Origin of the sequence: Chitinophaga eiseniae (genome assembly GCF_012641265.1) — a bacterium.
GTDB lineage: Bacteria > Bacteroidota > Bacteroidia > Chitinophagales > Chitinophagaceae > Chitinophaga > Chitinophaga eiseniae_A.
On sequence record NZ_JABAHZ010000011.1, the window covers coordinates 108,276 to 124,917 of the forward strand.

Here is a 16,642-nt window from a genome sequence, read left to right on the forward strand (position 1 = left end):
CATTAGAATAGCAATATATACAGATGTTGGGGATTGACATTGGAGTATTAATGAATTTAACATTATTTTGCTGAACCGGCATTATTAAAAATTTTTAAACTATAAATGATAACGCCTTTATCATAGGATGTATTGTCATATCCGCTGATAAAGGTCCATCTGCAACCGATATGGAATACAATTTCAGGGCAATCGAAAAAAAATGGCAGCAACAATGGGAGCAATCGCATGCTTACCGTGTGAGCAATGACAGTCCAAAGCCCAAATGTTACGTACTGGACATGTTCCCCTACCCCTCCGGGGCTGGTCTTCACGTAGGACACCCCCTGGGATACATTGCTACAGACATCTATGCACGTTATAAAAGGCTAAAAGGCTATAATGTGCTCCATGCCATGGGTTATGACGCTTTTGGGCTGCCGACCGAACAATATGCCCTGGAAACCGGCCAGCACCCCGCAGTCACTACCGAGCAAAATATCAAAGCTTTCCGTGAACAGCTCGATAATATCGGCTTTTGCTACGACTGGAACCGCCAGGTAACTACCAGCGATCCTTCTTATTATAAGTGGACCCAATGGATCTTCCTTCAGATCTTTGAAAGCTGGTATAACCGCAGCAGCCAGAAGGCGGAACCTATCAGCACCCTGACCGCTATTTTTGAGCAGGCAGGCAATGCCGGCCACATATGCCCGGGCGACCGCAGCATCCAGTTTACCGCCGGTGACTGGAAAAATTATAGCGAAAAAGAGCAACGGGACATATTAATGCAATACCGCCTGGCCTACCTGGCTCATGCCGAGGTAAACTGGTGCCCCGCCCTGGGAACCGTGTTGGCCAACGATGAAGTGGTAAATGGCGTGAGCGAACGTGGAGGTTACCCCGTGATCAAGAAGAAGATGAGCCAGTGGTTCCTGCGCATCACCGACTACGCCAATCGCTTGCTGGAAGGCCTGGAAACGGTGGCATTCAGCGATGCCATGAAAGAAATGCAACGTAACTGGATCGGGAAAAGCCAGGGAGCAGAAATAAAATTTGCCCTGAAAAACTCCAGCGAACACGTAGAAGTATATACTACCCGCCCCGATACTATTTTCGGCGTAGACTTCATGGTACTGGCGCCAGAACACGACCTGGTATCCCTGATCACCACCCCGGAACAAAAAGCCGCTATTGATAAATACCTCGAATACGTGCAAAGCCGCTCCGAGCGGGAACGTATGGCCGATGTAAAACAAATTACCGGCTGCTTTACCGGCGCCTATGCCATCAACCCGTTTGATGGCCGCGAAATACCAGTGTGGATTGCAGAATATGTACTGGCGGGCTACGGTACCGGCGCCATCATGGCCGTACCTTGCGGCGACCAGCGCGACTATGGCTTTGCCAAACATTTCAATATCCCCATCACCAACATCATCGGCGATGCCTTCAACGGCCAGGAAGCCAATCCTACCAAGGATGCTAAACTGCAAAATAGTGGCTTCATCGATGGCATGGATATGAAACCCGCCATGGACGTGGTGAACAGCAAACTCGAAGAAATGGGCATTGGCAAACGCCAGATCAACTACAAAATGCGCGATGCAGGCTTCAGCCGCCAGCGCTACTGGGGTGAGCCATTCCCAATCGTGTATAAAGACGGCGTTCCCTATGCGATGGATGAAAAAGACCTCCCGCTGGAGCTGCCTCATGTGGAAAACTATAAACCCGGTGAAGAAGGCGAAGGCCCTCTGGCCAACATCACTGACTGGGTAAATGTAGCGCCCGGCGTAAAACGCGAAACCAATACCATGCCTGGCTATGCCGGCAGTAGCTGGTACTTCCTGCGCTACATGGATCCTCATAACAGCCATACCTTTGCCGACCGTAAAGCCACCGACTACTGGAACCAGGTAGATGTATACGTAGGTGGTACCGAACATGCCGTAGGGCATCTGCTCTACTCCCGCATGTGGACCAAAGTGCTGTATGACCTGGGGCATATCGGCTTCGACGAGCCGTTTAAATCCCTGATCAACCAGGGTATGATCGGCGGAAGCTCCCGACTTGTATACCGCGTTCGCGGCACCCACCAGTACGTATCTCATGGGTTGAAAGACCAATACGAAACAGATCAACTCCATGTGGATGTAAACATAGTAGATGGTGTAGAGCTGGACACAGAGGCGTTTAAACACTGGAAACCAGACTTCGCCGATGCCACCTTCATCCTGGAGGATGGCAAATACATCTGCGGCATACAGCTGGAAAAAATGAGTAAGCGTTTATTCAATACGGTTAATCCTAACGACCTGGTAGAAAAATACGGCGCCGATACTTTCCGCATGTACGAAATGTTCCTTGGCCCTGTAGAACAGTCCAAACCCTGGGATACCAAAGGTATTGAAGGCGTACACCGCTTCCTCAAAAAGCTGTGGCGCTTATTTGCCGATGAACAAAAGGGTATCCTGGTAAATGAACAGGCACCTACGCCAGAAGAGCTGAAAATTTTGCATAAAACGATCCAGAAGATAGATCACGATACTTCCAGCTTCTCTTATAACACCGCCGTAAGCCAGTTTATGATCTGTGTAAATGAACTTGCTACCCTGCGCTGTCATAAACGCGCTATCCTGGAGCCTTTGCTGATATTGTTAACACCGTATGCACCACACCTCTGCGAAGAACTGTGGCAGTATATGGGACACAATGAAAGCATCCTGAATGCTATCTTCCCGGTATATGAAGAAAAGTATACCAAAGAAACCGCCTTCAACTACCCGGTAGCCATTAATGGCAAAACCCGCTCTGAAATGGGATTCCCGCTGGATGCCGCAGTACCGGATATCGAAAAAGAAGTGCTGGCCAACGAAGTAGTACAGAAATGGCTCGAAGGTAAAGCCCCTAAAAAGGTGATTATCGTAAAAGGAAAGATGATTAACGTGGTGGTGTAAAACCGCTGCCAGTATAATAAAAACGGGCTGTTGCGCAAATCACAATAGCCCGTTTTTTATTGCTAACAATCATGAAAAGTCGTGATAATGTATACAAAAAGTCCTAACGCTATACACACCATCAAACCTCCAGACATCAATAATACTTTTCCTAATGGATGGCGCCGGGTAAGCAACAAAAAAAGTCCTCCAACAATATAACCACCAGGTACCAATGCCAATACCTGCGGACTTGTTAGCCCGCTTTGTCCGCTCGTATAGATTAAAATTCCCATCAACGCCAATGGGATAAATGTGTATAAAAGTACTTGTTTAAATGTGTTACTCATGTTTACCTATTCTTACAGACATCAATGAAAATTCATCCCATTCATAATTAATCCACAGGTGGAAAAGCCCACGAGCAGGATAACTCCGGCCGATAGCAACAGTACTTTTCCCCAATGCATTTTATCCGTTAGCAAACAAATAATCCCTACTAAAACATACGCTCCTGTACAAAGTAGTACAGCAATACCCGCTACGATGATCCCTCCATCGCCGGTAATACACATCAACAACATAAGCCCCAACGGGATCAATGTAGCTTTCAACAAATCTTTAAATGTTTGATTCATGGTATAAAAGATTTGATTAAACGAGTGGCGTAAAAGTCCGCTCTGCCTGTAATGTATTCAGGTATTCCTCTTTATCATCCCTGTAAAAAAGATTCATCGTTTCAAAAGGAATAATACGTCCATCTTTGTGTACAATATGCACACATGATTTTTTAATGGCCCTCACATCAAAGTCGTACGCGTCCAGGAAGCGCATAATCACGATGCGGAAGAGATTCGTATAGTCAAGACCGGGAGCCTGTACCTGCGGCAGGCAGCAGAGCAGCGATTGCATATCATTTACCGCAGCATCGGTAGAAATCCCTGTACTGAATATTTTCAGCACATGCTGATGCAGCCGTTCGTCCTGTTCGTATACAATCGTATTCTTTGAATTATTGAGTAATACAGCAGGATCTACATACCGGGTGAGCGGGTATACCTGTCCATCTATTTTAAGCGCATAGGCCATGGCCAGTGCATCCGGGTTGCAGGGCACCGGGATAATATCATTGGCATGCCAGACAGGCGACTGCTGTAATATTTGTTGTCGTACTTCCGTTAACGTGATCCTGTCGGTGGCAGGGTCAAAATCATCTGTACGGCCTGCCACCTGTACTGGCTGAAAGGTAACGCCACGCACACAAGGCTGTTTGAGGGCATAGTCGATAATGGCACCCATTTCGTCGTCGTTTACGCCTTTCTGAAGTGTAACCACCAGCGTAGTACTGAGGTTAACGGCGTTCAGGTTGGACAGCGCCTGCTGGCGCACTTCCGTCAGATCCTTACCACGCATACGTTCCAGCGCTGCCGGTTTGAAAGAGTCAAACTGGAGATATACTTCAAAATCGGGCATATAGGTCGCCAGTCTCCTGGTAAATTCCAGGTCTTTGGCAATGCGTACGCCATTGGTATTGATCATCAGGTGCCGTATAGGCTTACGTTTGGCAATATCCAATATCTCAAAAAACTGTGGATGCAAGGTTGGCTCCCCTCCGCTCAACTGTACTACATCGGGCTGGCCCTCATTTTCCACGATGATATCAATCATCCGCTCTATTTCTTCCAGTGTGCGGTGCCGGCCATAATGGGGCGACGACATGGCATAGCAGGTAGGGCAGGTAAGGTTGCACCGATCGGTTACTTCTATTACGCTCAGGCAGGAATGCTGCTCATGATCTTGACATAGTCCACAATCATATGGACACCCATAATGCGTATGGGTATTGGTTTTCAACGGTGCTTCCGACGGCTTGTTATAGTTGCGGGTATTCTTGTAGTAGTCGATATCTGTTGCAATCAACACTTTTTCGCGCCCGTGATGCGGACAATGTTTTATCATGAAAACTTTCCCGTCTTCAAATATCACTTTGGCGTCAACCCGCCGTAGGCAAGTACTACAGATGCTCAGTGTAAAATCGTAATAGGTATAATTTTTTTCAGGCATATTGCTTTTGAATTAATCGTGAGGGGAAAACAATGCTGGGTAAATAATAGAGCAATCCTGCCAAACAGGCCAGCTGTATCGATCCCAGGCCAAAGGCATAACGATAGCCGGGTTTGATAAAATCGAGCAAGAGCCGGAATAACAGGTATCCTATCATAAACAATTTAAAAGTAGCGCCGCTAACCAGGGTATATCTCTTATTGATCATTACCAGCAACATCCACAGGACCAGCAGGAAAATAATTTCATAGAGAGATACCGGGTGCCGGGAGATACCATCGCCCAGCTTCATGCCCCAGGGCTGTGAAGTGGGTATCCCGTATGTTTCTTCATAAATACCCATGGAAAAGCAGCCTATCCGGCCTATGATCATAGCAAGAATAAGCGGGTATACAAACAGGTCGCCGGTAGATTGACGTTCACCAATTATCTTCTTTACCAGCTCCACCCCTATCAGGCCGCCCAGCAAGCCTCCTACAATAGTTTTACTTTGGTAGATATATAACAGGATATTACCGGTCTGAAGCAATCCCGGTGGATTTTCCAATGCTCCCAACAGGCGGCTTCCGAATAGCGCGCCAAAAATAGCCCCGATAATGGCCCAAAGCCGGTTTGGCTGATTTACCTGGTCGCCCCGCTGCTTGCGCAGGTACAAGAAATACCGGAAGCCGATAAACATGCCCAACGTTTCCGTGACCGCATGTAACGGCAGCTGTACAGAAAATAAATGGATGTAAACAGGGAACTGCAATGGGCAATGATTATTTAATACACAAATTAATATTTATATTTAGATGAACTTCAAGTACGCAAAAATATGTTACAAGAGGTATTAAAGAAGTATCAGTCCTCCTTCAAGCCGGTTATTCCGCTGATGGGCGATCATGAACCCCTGCTGGTAATGGATTTCACTGCCAACAACACCACGCTTACCAAAAATATCCTGCAGGACATCAACCGGTTTAGCAAATACATTGATACCACGTTGGAACAAAGTGGTTGCCGCCTGGGCATTGGCGGTTATGCCGAGCACCGGACCATATACGCGGTGAGTCCTCATTTCGATGCGGGCGAAGAACCCCGGCGCCTTCACCTGGGTATGGATGTATGGGGAGAAGCCGGTACACAGTTGTATGTTCCGCTGAATGCACATGTACATAGTTTCCGGTTTAATGATCATTTCGGGGATTATGGCGCTACTATTATTTTGCAGCACCAGCTTGATGGATACACCTTCTATACCTTGTACGGGCATTTGAGTATCTCCAATTTACAGGGACTATATGAAAACATGCCTATTGCAGCCGGGCACCAGCTGGCACATTTCGGCACTCCGTCAGAAAATGGTGGATGGCCACCACACCTGCATTTCCAGGTTATTGAAGATATGCAGGGCTTCCGTGGCGACTACCCGGGCGTATGCCGTTATAGCGAGAAAGAAAAATACTTGTCCAACTGCCCAGATCCGGATATCATTTTACAACTCAATCAATACACACATTAACTTCGCTGCCAGCCCAGTACAGAGATGATGAAATAGTAAATTGTTACCGATTCATTAGGATTTATCCGCACAGATGCTATTTTTATGCGTTTAAATCGATTTGGTATGAGAAAACTATTGCTGTCTGGCGTTTGCAGCCTGATAGTTGGCATGGCAACCGCACAGGTACCTTTAAAAGTAATGACCTTCAACATCCGCTACAATAACCCGGATGATAGTCTTAACGCATGGCCTCACCGCAAGGACAAAGTGGCTTCAGAAGTGCTATTCCTGGGAGCGCATACATTGGGGGTTCAGGAAGCGCTGAACGACCAGATGCAGGACCTCCAGCAACAACTGCCACAATACAAAAGCATTGGCGTAGGCCGGGACGATGGTAAAACCAAGGGGGAATTTTCTGCTATTTTTTACGATACTACGCGCTTACAGTTGCTGAAAAGTGAAACATTCTGGTTATCTGAAACACCCGCTGTAGCAGGAAAAATTGGCTGGGATGGCGCCTGTACCCGTATTGTTACCTGGGGAAAATTCAAGGATAAGAAAACCAACAAGCTCTTCTTCCACTTCAATACCCACTTTGATCATATGGGCAAAATTGCCCGCCGGGAAAGTGCTAAGTTCTTACTGCAACAGGTACATCATATAGCCGGTAATGTCCCCGCTATTATTACGGGCGACTTCAATGCTATTCCATCTGATGAACCCATCCAGATTATTATGAATCCGAACGACCCGCTGCATTTAACAGATAGCAAGGCAATCAGCGAAACGCCTCATTTTGGTCCGATAGGCACCTTCAATGGCTGGCAGGCGGCCGAAAGAGAGCCACAGCCCATTGATTACATCTTCCTGAAAGGAAAGTTTCAAATTCTTAAACATGCCAGTATTTCTCCCACCTGGGAGGGCAGGTATGCTTCGGATCACTTCGCTGTATATACAGAGCTGTTGATGAAATAAATAAATCCATAAAAAAGCCCCCGGTCCTGGCATTCATCTACAGGACCGGGGGCAATTCGTTTACGGCAATCAGTCGTGCGTGTGTTCTACAGACATGCTGTTTTCCAGGGCATCAACCACCTTGTTGTGGAGGTTGCCATTTACATCTACACTGATCTTCAACTTACCGTTGGTGAATGAACCGGTAAAGTCGCCGATCTGCAGCTTGGTAAGAATCAGGTCCATTGAAATTTTAAGCGAGCCTTTCCAGTCGATCTTAGAATCTGTTACCACTACATCTTTTCCATGAGCCATCAGTTCAATCTTTCCGGAGAGCAGGATTTCCATGGGGATCTTTTTGCCATCCCAGGTAATAAATCCTATCAGTCGTACTGCAGGATCATTCTTGTCTCCTTCTACTCTTGCATACACTTTCACCTGTTGGTAGGTGCCTGTAGGAATTTTAATTGCTCCCAGTACAGCAGGTACTTTTTTGAGGTCTACCTGTCTGTCTGTTTTCAATTTAAATTCCATTTCATCTTTTCCGCGTTTTGCATCAAAGCGGATTTCTCTTAAACGCGCCGTTGCAGTGTCCCAGGTGATGTCGAAACTACCAGGAGCTGCTTTCGCCATTGCTGCATCGCCGGTGATGGCAGATAAGCGGCCGGTAGCGTCTGGAGATAAAGTGTACGTGGGATTTACTGCCGAAATTTCGTAGTTGACAGTGGCAGCGTTTGCGTTGTCGATGGGTGGTTGAGCATCTGGCCCCGCCATATCATTCTTTGAACAAGAAGACAGCAGGATGGTTGCAATGCCAACAGCACCGCAGAATTGTAGGATTCCGGTTTTCATTATCGATATGGTTTTTAATGACTGGGGAAAATTATGTGGTAAATTTAACAAAGAATTTTAGAAAACGAACAGCTTTGGCGTTAATTAAAAAAGAATGATCCGACTAAGCTCGCTTAATCGGATCAATATATGATGCGCGCTGGTACTATTTTTCCAGCTTTTCAATTCGTGTGGGCGTATCCGTTCCATTTACAATAGAACCCGCACTGATGGCTATAGCCTGGATAATATCCGTGATATTCCTGGTATCAAGCGTCGTTACTTCATCACTTACGGTATGATAATATTTATCTTTATCTATCTGGGTGGTGGAAATGGTATGTGCCGGAACGCCCTGCCTGGCCAGTGTGGCATTGTCTGAGCGGTAAAACAGCTGTTGCTCCGGATAAGGATCCGGGTGGAAATTAAAACTGGATCCTTTCAGGTTACGTTGCAGGATAGGACCAAAATCAGAACGTTCAAAACCGGTGATAAAAGCGCTGTTTCTTCCAAATTTGGACTCCTTACCTATCATCTCAATATTAAACATGGCTACTACTTTGTTAGGATCCTGTTTTTCAGAAAAATAGCGGGAACCATAACCACCTGATTCTTCCGCGGTAAACGCTACAAAAATAACGGAGCGCTCAGGGAGATGGTGTTGAAAATACCTCGAAAGCATGATCACAGCAGTAGTACCGGAAGCGTCATCATCTGCCCCGTTGGCAATACTATCGCCGGCCACGGCGGGTAAAATACCCAGATGGTCGTAGTGACCGGAAAATACGACATATTCATCGGGTTTGCTTTTTCCTCTGATCATGCCGGCTACATTTGCAAACTGCTGCGTCTCCACTTCTCTTTTCACATGTATTTCCCAGCTGGCGGTATCAGCTACTGGTTGTTCTTCGAACACCAGTATGACTTGTTTCTCCATCGCACCTTTTGCAGCAGCAGCGTCCAGTTGTTCACGGGTATCATAACTATGCTCGGATAAACTGCCGGTAAGGCCGCCCAGGTAACCACTCAGTGCGGAGCCTATCCATACGAGGGTATTTTTCTCCAGCCTTCCCGGGTTCTTTAAAATATTCATCAGGGCGTGCGGATCATTTACATGCATCACGGCATAGCTGTCGTCTTTTACCCAGTCGAAATTGCTGCCCGCTCCAATCGGGATCACCGGCCAGCGTTGCGGCACGCCACTAACGGTAAGGGATACACTGGTAGCATGCATTTTATACTTGGCAAATGATTGCAGGTAGTTGCTTTCGCCAGGCAATGGTTGTAGTCCGGCCTTTGCAAACTCGCCGCTGATAAACTGTGCCGCCTTTTCAATGCCAGGCGTTCCCGGAAATCGGCCCTGCATATCGTCGGCCGCCAATGTAGAGATAATACGCCTGACTTCTTTTTCTTTAATATCCTGTGCCTGGCCGGCTATTGCCATACTCCCGGCAACAAGGCATAATAACAGTGATTTCTTCATAAAAGGGCTTAGTCTTTTTGCTTGTTGTGAACCTTGATAACAGGGGTTTCTTTATCCTTCTGGAAATAGATATCGCTGTAGGCTTTTAAAATGGCGGCATAATCTGCCCCAAATTGCAATTCCAGCATCTTCCCCTCTGGCGAAACTAATACTTTGGTCGGATAACCAGCCACCTGGTACAATTTTTCTACCTGGCTATCTGAATGGGCGGCAGCAAACACATAGGCATTGGCCTTTACGAAATCTCTCGCCGTCTCCAGGGTTTCATGGCAGGAAATAGTCAATATTGCATTTCCAGGGTGTTTCCCTTCGTTAATCTCGACTGCCAGCTTATTCAGATGTGGCAGATCTTCCCGGCAGGGAGAACACCAGGTTCCCCAGAAGTCGAGCAACAACCACTTTCCCCGGTAATCTGACAGGTGAAAGCTTTCATTATTAATCCCGGTGAGTGCAAAATCAGGGGCGTCTTTCCAATCTTTCAGCAGTACATCCCGGAAGTAGCCGCCAAAGGATTTCCCCGGGAAATGGTTGTCAAAAAAAGATCTGGCTGAATCCAGCATATCTGGCTCCGTTATCAACTGCCGGGACAATACTTTCATGGCCTCCTGCGGCTTCCCCAGGGCATTCAGCTGGGCGGCAAACTCGGCCCGGTAATCCTCCTTCGAATCGAGGAATACCCGATCATAAAAGCTTTCATAGGCCTTTTCCCTATTGTTTCCCGGCGAGTTGGCCGCTGCCAGGCCCAGGTAATTCATGGCGGCATCTTTGTCTTGTTTTGCGGTTTGCTGGTATTTAAGGAAATAAGCATGCGCCAGGATATTTTTATTGGCATCCTTCTTCTCTTTTAACTCCGGGTGGGTTCTCCAAAAAGCCGTATCCTGCTGGTTCTTCACCAGGTCGGCCAATGTCTTATCCAGCAACTGACCAGCAACGGCGTTTAACTGTGCATCTTTCAAGATACCTGTAACCATCAGCTGATAACGGGCGGCTTTCCCCAATGTTAGCTCAGTGGCGCTCACCTGGCCAAATTGGCTCGCAATGTTTTTTAGTGTTGCCGTGTCTGTTGTATGCATGGCCTGATCCCATAAATACATAGGGCGAACCGATGCCTGCAACACACTGTCTTTTTCCCCTGCTAACCGGCTTAATAGTACTCTGCTGGCAGCGGGTACTTTTTCTGCTTCTTCAAATATTTCAGCAATTCTTTTCTCGCTTACACCACGCTCCCTGAAAGTCTTTAATGCAGCAGCCGTATCAGGGGGAGGGTGTTTTCGTAACCCCTGGGAAAAGGACTGATCCAGCCAGGAATCGAGCATTTGCTGCTTTACGGACAACAGCTTCACCAGGACCACTGCAGTATCAGTATTTTTCCATACTGCATCTCCAAGTTTATTAAACAAGTGGTTGGGGGTATTGGCGATTAGATCAGTGGTCGTTTCTTTCAACAAATTGCGGTATAACTCATAGATAAATTCGCTCCTGCCCCGGTTCAGTAAATTCAGCGTGGCTACTTTAAAAGTCGCATCCCTGCCATACTTCGGCTGATTCACTGCCAGGAAATTGACCAATTTAGCAGAATCCAGTTCGTTGTTTTTCGTCAGCAGTTCGCTACTGTAGGCCATACGGGCCAGTACATTGTAAAAAGCTGTATCCGCTGCCGGCACAGCTGTAGAAGACGGCAAACGCTTTACCTGTGTAACTACCCGCGGCGCATTGGCGCCGCGCCCCAGCCGGGCTATAGCCGTCAGCGTTAGTACGCTTCCGTTGTCACGGGAAAGCGTATACGAAACAGTGGTCCATCCTTTCATTGTATCCGGCATTTCCCGGTCTGCGGTGCCACTGATCATTATGTCATTTTTCCGGACACTGTCTACCCGGTAACTCCAGTACGTGGTATTCCATTGATAGCCGGCTACTTCCCGGGCGGGGAAATGTGCAAACAGGTGATTTATTTCCATCGTTGCATTTAGCCAGGCCAAATAGCCTTCTTCCCATTGCGGTTCGAGCCCCACCTTATTTGTAGCGGCTTTCGCCAGCGCAGGGGCATTTACCGGTTTGCCTACACTATCATTTGGATACAGGGAAAACGACAGCGGTTGATAAAGTGCCAGCATAGGGAACATGAGATCACGGCTAAGCGGATAAGTAGCGGGTTGGTCAGTGCTGTAGTGGGTAGTTCCCGTAGTGACGGCATAATTTTCCAAAGTAGCATCTGCCTGTACCGTGCCATCTGCAAGGACACTGGTAATTGTAATACGGTATAACTTTTCCCGCTGTGTAGACTCCTGTTGCAAACCAGTATCAGTAAATTGTATATGATATAACCAGCTATCACCTTTCTTGAATTTCGTTTGGGCGGCTACAGGCATAGTATAATAAACCAGGGCCAACAAAAGCAATAAAAACAGGGACTTTGTCATACGTGGGGACGGGATTTTAGTAATATTAAAAATAATCAGGAAAAGATGAATATCCAAGAGGTCCTCTTCCTTTGAATATTTGCGTATTTTTGAGGGTATACAATTATGTCCAATCAGCCTTTAAGACCAGAAGAGAACAGGCTCAGCGCCGCTGAGAAAGAGTTCGAGAATAGTATCCGGCCGCGGGAAATCATGGATTTTTCGGGCCAGGATCAAATTATCGAGAACCTGAAGATTTTTATTAAAGCGGCCAAAATGCGTGGGGAAGCGCTCGACCATGTGTTGTTTCACGGACCTCCGGGTTTGGGAAAAACCACCTTGTCGCGTATTGTGGCCAATGAGCTGGGGGTAAATATCCGGGAAACCTCCGGGCCGGTGATTGAAAAACCCGGCGACCTGGCGGGTTTGCTCACCAACCTGGAAGATAAAGACGTGCTGTTTATCGATGAAATACACCGCCTGAGTACCGTGGTGGAGGAATACCTGTATTCTGCCATGGAGGATTACCGCATCGATATTATGATAGATACGGGTCCCAGCGCCCGTGCCATACAAATTAACCTGCAGCCATTTACGCTGATAGGCGCCACCACCCGTTCCGGGCTACTTACGGCGCCATTATTATCGCGTTTCGGCATTAAATCCAGGCTGGAGTACTACAACGCCGCCACTTTGCAAAAGATCATCTGGCGCGCCTCCTCCCTGTTGAATATGAAAATTACTTCTGATGCGGCTAATGAAATAGCGAGGCGTTCCCGGGGTACCCCCCGTATTGCCAACGGGTTGCTGCGCCGCGTACGTGACTTTGCCCAGGTAATAGGCACCGGTGTAATAGACATGGAAATAGCACTGTTGAGCCTGAAAGCATTGAATGTAGATGAATATGGGCTGGATGAAATGGACAACCGGATATTGAATGTGATCATCGAAAACTTCAAGGGAGGTCCTGTGGGCATTACCACCATTGCTACTGCAGTAGGGGAAGAAGCGGGCACCCTGGAAGAAGTATATGAGCCTTTCCTGATACAGGAAGGCTTTATTAAGCGGACCCCCAGGGGCCGGGAAGTTACAGAAAAAGCATATATCCATTTAGGTAAAACCTCCTTCAAGGGCGGTTCTAACCTTCTTTTTTAAGAAGCGTAAAGCTGAAAGCATAAAGCGAAAAGCTATTGTGGAGAATGATCAGGGCGATTTATAAATATTCGCTAAGATTATTCTCCACAATAGCTTTTCGCTTTATGCTTTCAGCTTTACGCTTTCTCAGGCATCTTTCACCACCAGTCTGAACCCGTTACCGTGAATATTCACGATTTCGATATTGGGATCATCCTTCAGGTACTTGCGTAATTTGGCAATATATACGTCCATACTGCGGCCGTTGAAGTAGGTATCGCTACCCCATATTTTTTTCAGGGCCAATTCGCGGGGAAGCAGGTCGTTCTTGTGCTCACACAACATATGTAGCAGTTCGTTCTCTTTGGGTGACAACGTATGTGTTTCATTGTTATGTCCGAGGGTACGGAGGCGGGAATTGAAGGTATAGGAGCCGATTACAAACTCATGTACTTCTTCATCTTTGTTATTGAGCTCCTGGTTACGTTTCAGGATGGCTTTAATTTTCAGCAGCAGCAGTTCGCTGTCGAATGGTTTGGAGATATAGTCATCCGCACCCAGCTTATACCCTTGTATGATGTCTTCCTTCATAGTTTTGGCCGACAGGAAGAAGAGCGGGATATCGGGATCCACATCTCTGATTTCTTCTGCCAGTTTAAATCCGTCCATATTGGGCATCATAATATCCAGCAGACAGATGTCAAATTTCTCGCGGCGGAAGGCTGCCAGGGCCAGGATACCATCGCGGCATAATTCCACATCATAGTCATTCAGCTCCAGGTAGTTCTTCAACACCATACCCAGATTGGTATCATCTTCTGCCAGTAATATCTTCGGTTTACGTTCTTCCATAATCATAAAGGGTTGATTATAACAAATATAAAGTTTTTCTGCGGGACGAAAGGTCGTGAAATTTTGAGTGTTATCACTCAAATGAATTGTTAAAACCGGGGTACTACTTCTTATTCAGCAGCGAGCTAAAAGGATAACGGAGATTGCCGTAGTTCACCATATCTACCACGATATTACCTACAGATATGGGGCTTTCAATGCGCAGGGGCACCTTATTGGCATCGTCGCTTACCCACACGGTCATTTTTTCCCCACCTTCAAAGATCGTTCCTTTAATCAGCAGGGGCTTGAACTTGATAGCGCGAAACTTGCCGAATTTGGTGTTCACCTCTTCTTTGCCCATGTACCGGATATAGATATTGTACACCTGGTCATCGAGGAACATAGCAAAAGGGATTTTATCGCCCGCCTGGTATTTGTTGAAGTCGATATTGCGGGCATAGTAGATGGCGCTGATCACATCCTGTACACAGGGCGGCACAGTGAAGGTCCCGTTGGTGCTGATAGCCTGGTGAGCGGCCTGGTTAAATACTACGTTGTTATAGATCTTATAGCCGCCTTCATTTACATTACGAAGAAACTTGAGTGGTTGCATGGTGGCGGTGTCGATGAAACTCTCGTATTTATCACGTACTTTAAAGATCCAGTCGTATGCCCGGTAGGTTTTCCCATCGCCGGTAACATGGTATACTACGCGGTTGGCGAAGTTTTCGAGCACCACGTTAAAGGTAGCTTCACCGGCCCCTACATACATTTTGCCGAGGTTATAGAATACCTTCAAGGTGATACTTTCACCAGCGTTAAAACTGGTATTGCGTATGGAGCAAAAGTCGTTTTGTGCTTCAACGGGTTGAAAACAGGAAAGCCATAAGACGATCAGTAGAAGATACTTCATTGATGGAAGCTATTTTTCCTTAAAAATTTTTACCCCTAACAATAACACACTTCCCAAAACGGCTGGTAGTACCAGGTTGATCAGCCAAATGCCTACCGTGGCTGCGATGATAGCCATGGTATTGGAGCTTAGCAAACCCAGAAAAAAGATACTTACTTTTCCCCGTACTCCAAGTTCTGCGATAGCAATGGTCGGAACTCCTGCCATAACGAGGTAAATTACGCTATTAAGGAGGAAAGCCTGCCACCACAAAAACTCCATGCCCAGTGCGTCCAACAAAATCAAATACTGTGCCGAGAAGACTATGTACCGGAAGGCTGAAAGCAGCAACAGGTAACGTAAATCGCCCGATGAGTATTTCACAATTATCTGCACAAAGACCTTCACTTTACGAAGAAAAGGCACCTTTTCAAATACAGCCAGAATAATTTGTAACCGAAAATATAACAATATCGTCAGGCCGCAAATAAGTATACCGGCTGCCAGCAGTAATTTTTGCCACATACCGGGACTGAGAAATGCACTTTCAGCTGCCAGCGCATAATTGTTGATATAGTATAGTAAACCAATTAACCCAAAGATAATAGTCACGATCAGCTGGCTGAAACTACCCACGATCGTTGCCGCTATTGCTTTTAGTTTATTATGATTTTTGAGATAAAGGATGCGTCCACCGTATTCGCCTACACGATTTGGGGTATTGATAGAGAGGGAAACGCCAGACATAATAGCGCTAAAAGCCCTGAGAAATGAGACTTCTTCCAGCGGGGCTACTAATTTCTGCCACTTACGGGCTTCCAGGCCCCAGTTGAATAACATTAACACCAGTACCAGGAAAATACCTACCCAACCTCTTTCCTGTAAGGACTCCCACATGTGTCTGACAGACAACTGTAGATTATCGCGATGGATGATTTGCGAGTAAATAGAGTATGCCAGCCACGTAAAAAGCCCTGCCCCTAATAAGTAATTGAGAATTATTTTGGTACTTTTGTTCAGATAGTCAAATTTTGGCAAAAATAAACTGTGGTTGGCAAACAAGTCAAAAATAATTCTCGGCATTGACCCCGGTACCCTCGTAATGGGCTATGGGCTTATACGTATTGAAGGAAAAAAAGCCAGTCTGCTCGGGATGGATGTGCTTAAACTGTCCAAATTCAAAGATCATTACGAGCGGCTGCAACAGATTCACTGCCGGGTACAAGACCTGATCCGGGAACATAAACCCACCAGTTTTGCTATTGAAGCCCCGTTTTATGGTAAGAACGTACAAAGTATGCTGAAGCTGGGACGCGCCCAGGGAGTAGCCATCGCAGCGGCTATCCAGGAAGGATTGGCAGTAACTGAGTACTCCCCCAAAAAAGTAAAGCAATCTGTTACAGGCAATGGCAATGCAGACAAAGAGCAAGTTTGGCAAATGTTGCAACGCACACTCAATATCCCGGAACGCCCTGACTACCTTGATGCTACGGATGCCCTGGCAGTAGCGGTTTGTCATTTTTACCAGGAAAGTAACCCCTTAGCCGGCATTACCGGTTCCAAAGGCTGGGAGAAGTTCCTGCAGCAACATCCCGAGAGGATTGTCAGATAAAAAACATCGGGAGAGAAGGTTATTCAATAAATCCGTAA

At 46.7% G+C, this 16,642-nt stretch carries 14 protein-coding genes; 5 read left to right on the forward strand and 9 right to left on the reverse strand.

All coding sequences use genetic code 11. The features are described from left to right. The first annotated feature begins 170 nt into the window (after window positions 1-170). A complete protein-coding gene (gene leuS / locus HGH91_RS28965) occupies window positions 171-2,936 on the forward strand; it encodes a leucine--tRNA ligase (protein ID WP_168742737.1) in 2,766 nt (921 codons plus the stop codon). A gap of 350 nt (window positions 2,937-3,286) precedes the next feature. Here the strand turns inward: leuS and HGH91_RS28970 are convergent, their stop codons facing one another. Genes HGH91_RS28970 through HGH91_RS28980 form a run of 3 tightly spaced genes read right to left on the reverse strand, consistent with a single transcriptional unit; the run spans window position 3,287 to window position 5,730 of the window. Then, complete coding sequence (locus tag HGH91_RS28970) at window positions 3,287-3,553, reverse strand: hypothetical protein (protein ID WP_168742738.1); 267 nt, start codon at window positions 3,551-3,553, stop codon at window positions 3,287-3,289. Window positions 3,554-3,569: 16 nt separating this feature from the next. Beyond that, a complete protein-coding gene (locus tag HGH91_RS28975; RefSeq protein ID WP_168742739.1) occupies window positions 3,570-4,979 on the reverse strand; it encodes a radical SAM protein in 1,410 nt (469 codons plus the stop codon). After that, window positions 4,972-5,730, reverse strand: a complete 759-nt coding sequence (locus tag HGH91_RS28980) for a prolipoprotein diacylglyceryl transferase (RefSeq protein ID WP_168742740.1) — start codon at window positions 5,728-5,730, stop codon at window positions 4,972-4,974. Before HGH91_RS28980 ends, HGH91_RS28975 begins: the two co-directional genes overlap by 8 nt. A gap of 66 nt (window positions 5,731-5,796) precedes the next feature. Between HGH91_RS28980 and HGH91_RS28985 the strand changes: the two genes are divergently transcribed. Beyond that, window positions 5,797-6,483: a peptidoglycan DD-metalloendopeptidase family protein gene (locus HGH91_RS28985; RefSeq protein ID WP_168742741.1), complete on the forward strand. Its 687-nt coding sequence runs from the start codon at window positions 5,797-5,799 to the stop codon at window positions 6,481-6,483. 105 nt (window positions 6,484-6,588) lie between these two features. Then, window positions 6,589-7,440: an endonuclease/exonuclease/phosphatase family protein gene (locus HGH91_RS28990; protein WP_168742742.1), complete on the forward strand. Its 852-nt coding sequence runs from the start codon at window positions 6,589-6,591 to the stop codon at window positions 7,438-7,440. A 69-nt stretch (window positions 7,441-7,509) separates the two neighbouring features. Here the strand turns inward: HGH91_RS28990 and HGH91_RS28995 are convergent, their stop codons facing one another. The 3 genes from HGH91_RS28995 to HGH91_RS29005 all read right to left on the reverse strand — a co-directional run bounded on the left by HGH91_RS28995 (window position 7,510) and on the right by HGH91_RS29005 (window position 12,153). Next, on the reverse strand, window positions 7,510-8,271 hold the full coding sequence (locus HGH91_RS28995) for a hypothetical protein (RefSeq protein WP_168742743.1): 762 nt from the start codon (window positions 8,269-8,271) through the stop codon (window positions 7,510-7,512). A gap of 145 nt (window positions 8,272-8,416) precedes the next feature. Further along, window positions 8,417-9,733, reverse strand: a complete 1,317-nt coding sequence (locus HGH91_RS29000; protein ID WP_168742744.1) for a M28 family metallopeptidase — start codon at window positions 9,731-9,733, stop codon at window positions 8,417-8,419. Window positions 9,734-9,741: 8 nt separating this feature from the next. Continuing rightward, window positions 9,742-12,153, reverse strand: coding sequence for a TlpA family protein disulfide reductase (locus tag HGH91_RS29005; protein WP_168742745.1), 2,412 nt, complete (start codon window positions 12,151-12,153; stop codon window positions 9,742-9,744). Between the two features lie 105 nt (window positions 12,154-12,258). Between HGH91_RS29005 and ruvB the strand changes: the two genes are divergently transcribed. After that, window positions 12,259-13,287 carry a Holliday junction branch migration DNA helicase RuvB gene (gene ruvB, locus HGH91_RS29010; protein ID WP_168742746.1) on the forward strand — a complete coding sequence of 343 codons (1,029 nt, stop codon included), beginning with the start codon at window positions 12,259-12,261 and terminating at the stop codon, window positions 13,285-13,287. A 126-nt stretch (window positions 13,288-13,413) separates the two neighbouring features. On the opposite strand, the gene HGH91_RS29015 is transcribed toward ruvB, so the two are convergent. The 3 genes from HGH91_RS29015 to HGH91_RS29025 all read right to left on the reverse strand — a co-directional run bounded on the left by HGH91_RS29015 (window position 13,414) and on the right by HGH91_RS29025 (window position 16,075). After that, entirely contained in the window at window positions 13,414-14,118 is a 705-nt protein-coding gene (locus HGH91_RS29015; protein ID WP_168742747.1) for a response regulator transcription factor, read from the reverse strand. Between the two features lie 103 nt (window positions 14,119-14,221). Then, the gene (locus HGH91_RS29020) at window positions 14,222-15,013 is read right to left on the reverse strand and encodes a DUF3108 domain-containing protein (RefSeq protein ID WP_168742748.1); all 792 of its coding nucleotides are present in this window, start codon (window positions 15,011-15,013) and stop codon (window positions 14,222-14,224) included. Between the two features lie 9 nt (window positions 15,014-15,022). Continuing rightward, window positions 15,023-16,075: a lysylphosphatidylglycerol synthase domain-containing protein gene (locus HGH91_RS29025; protein WP_247651873.1), complete on the reverse strand. Its 1,053-nt coding sequence runs from the start codon at window positions 16,073-16,075 to the stop codon at window positions 15,023-15,025. On the opposite strand from HGH91_RS29025, the gene ruvC reads away from it, so the two are divergent. Further along, window positions 16,044-16,604 carry a crossover junction endodeoxyribonuclease RuvC gene (gene ruvC, locus HGH91_RS29030; RefSeq protein ID WP_168742750.1) on the forward strand — a complete coding sequence of 187 codons (561 nt, stop codon included), beginning with the start codon at window positions 16,044-16,046 and terminating at the stop codon, window positions 16,602-16,604. The two genes, HGH91_RS29025 and ruvC, sit on opposite strands and share 32 nt — an antisense overlap. The last annotated feature ends 38 nt before the right edge of the window (window positions 16,605-16,642 follow it).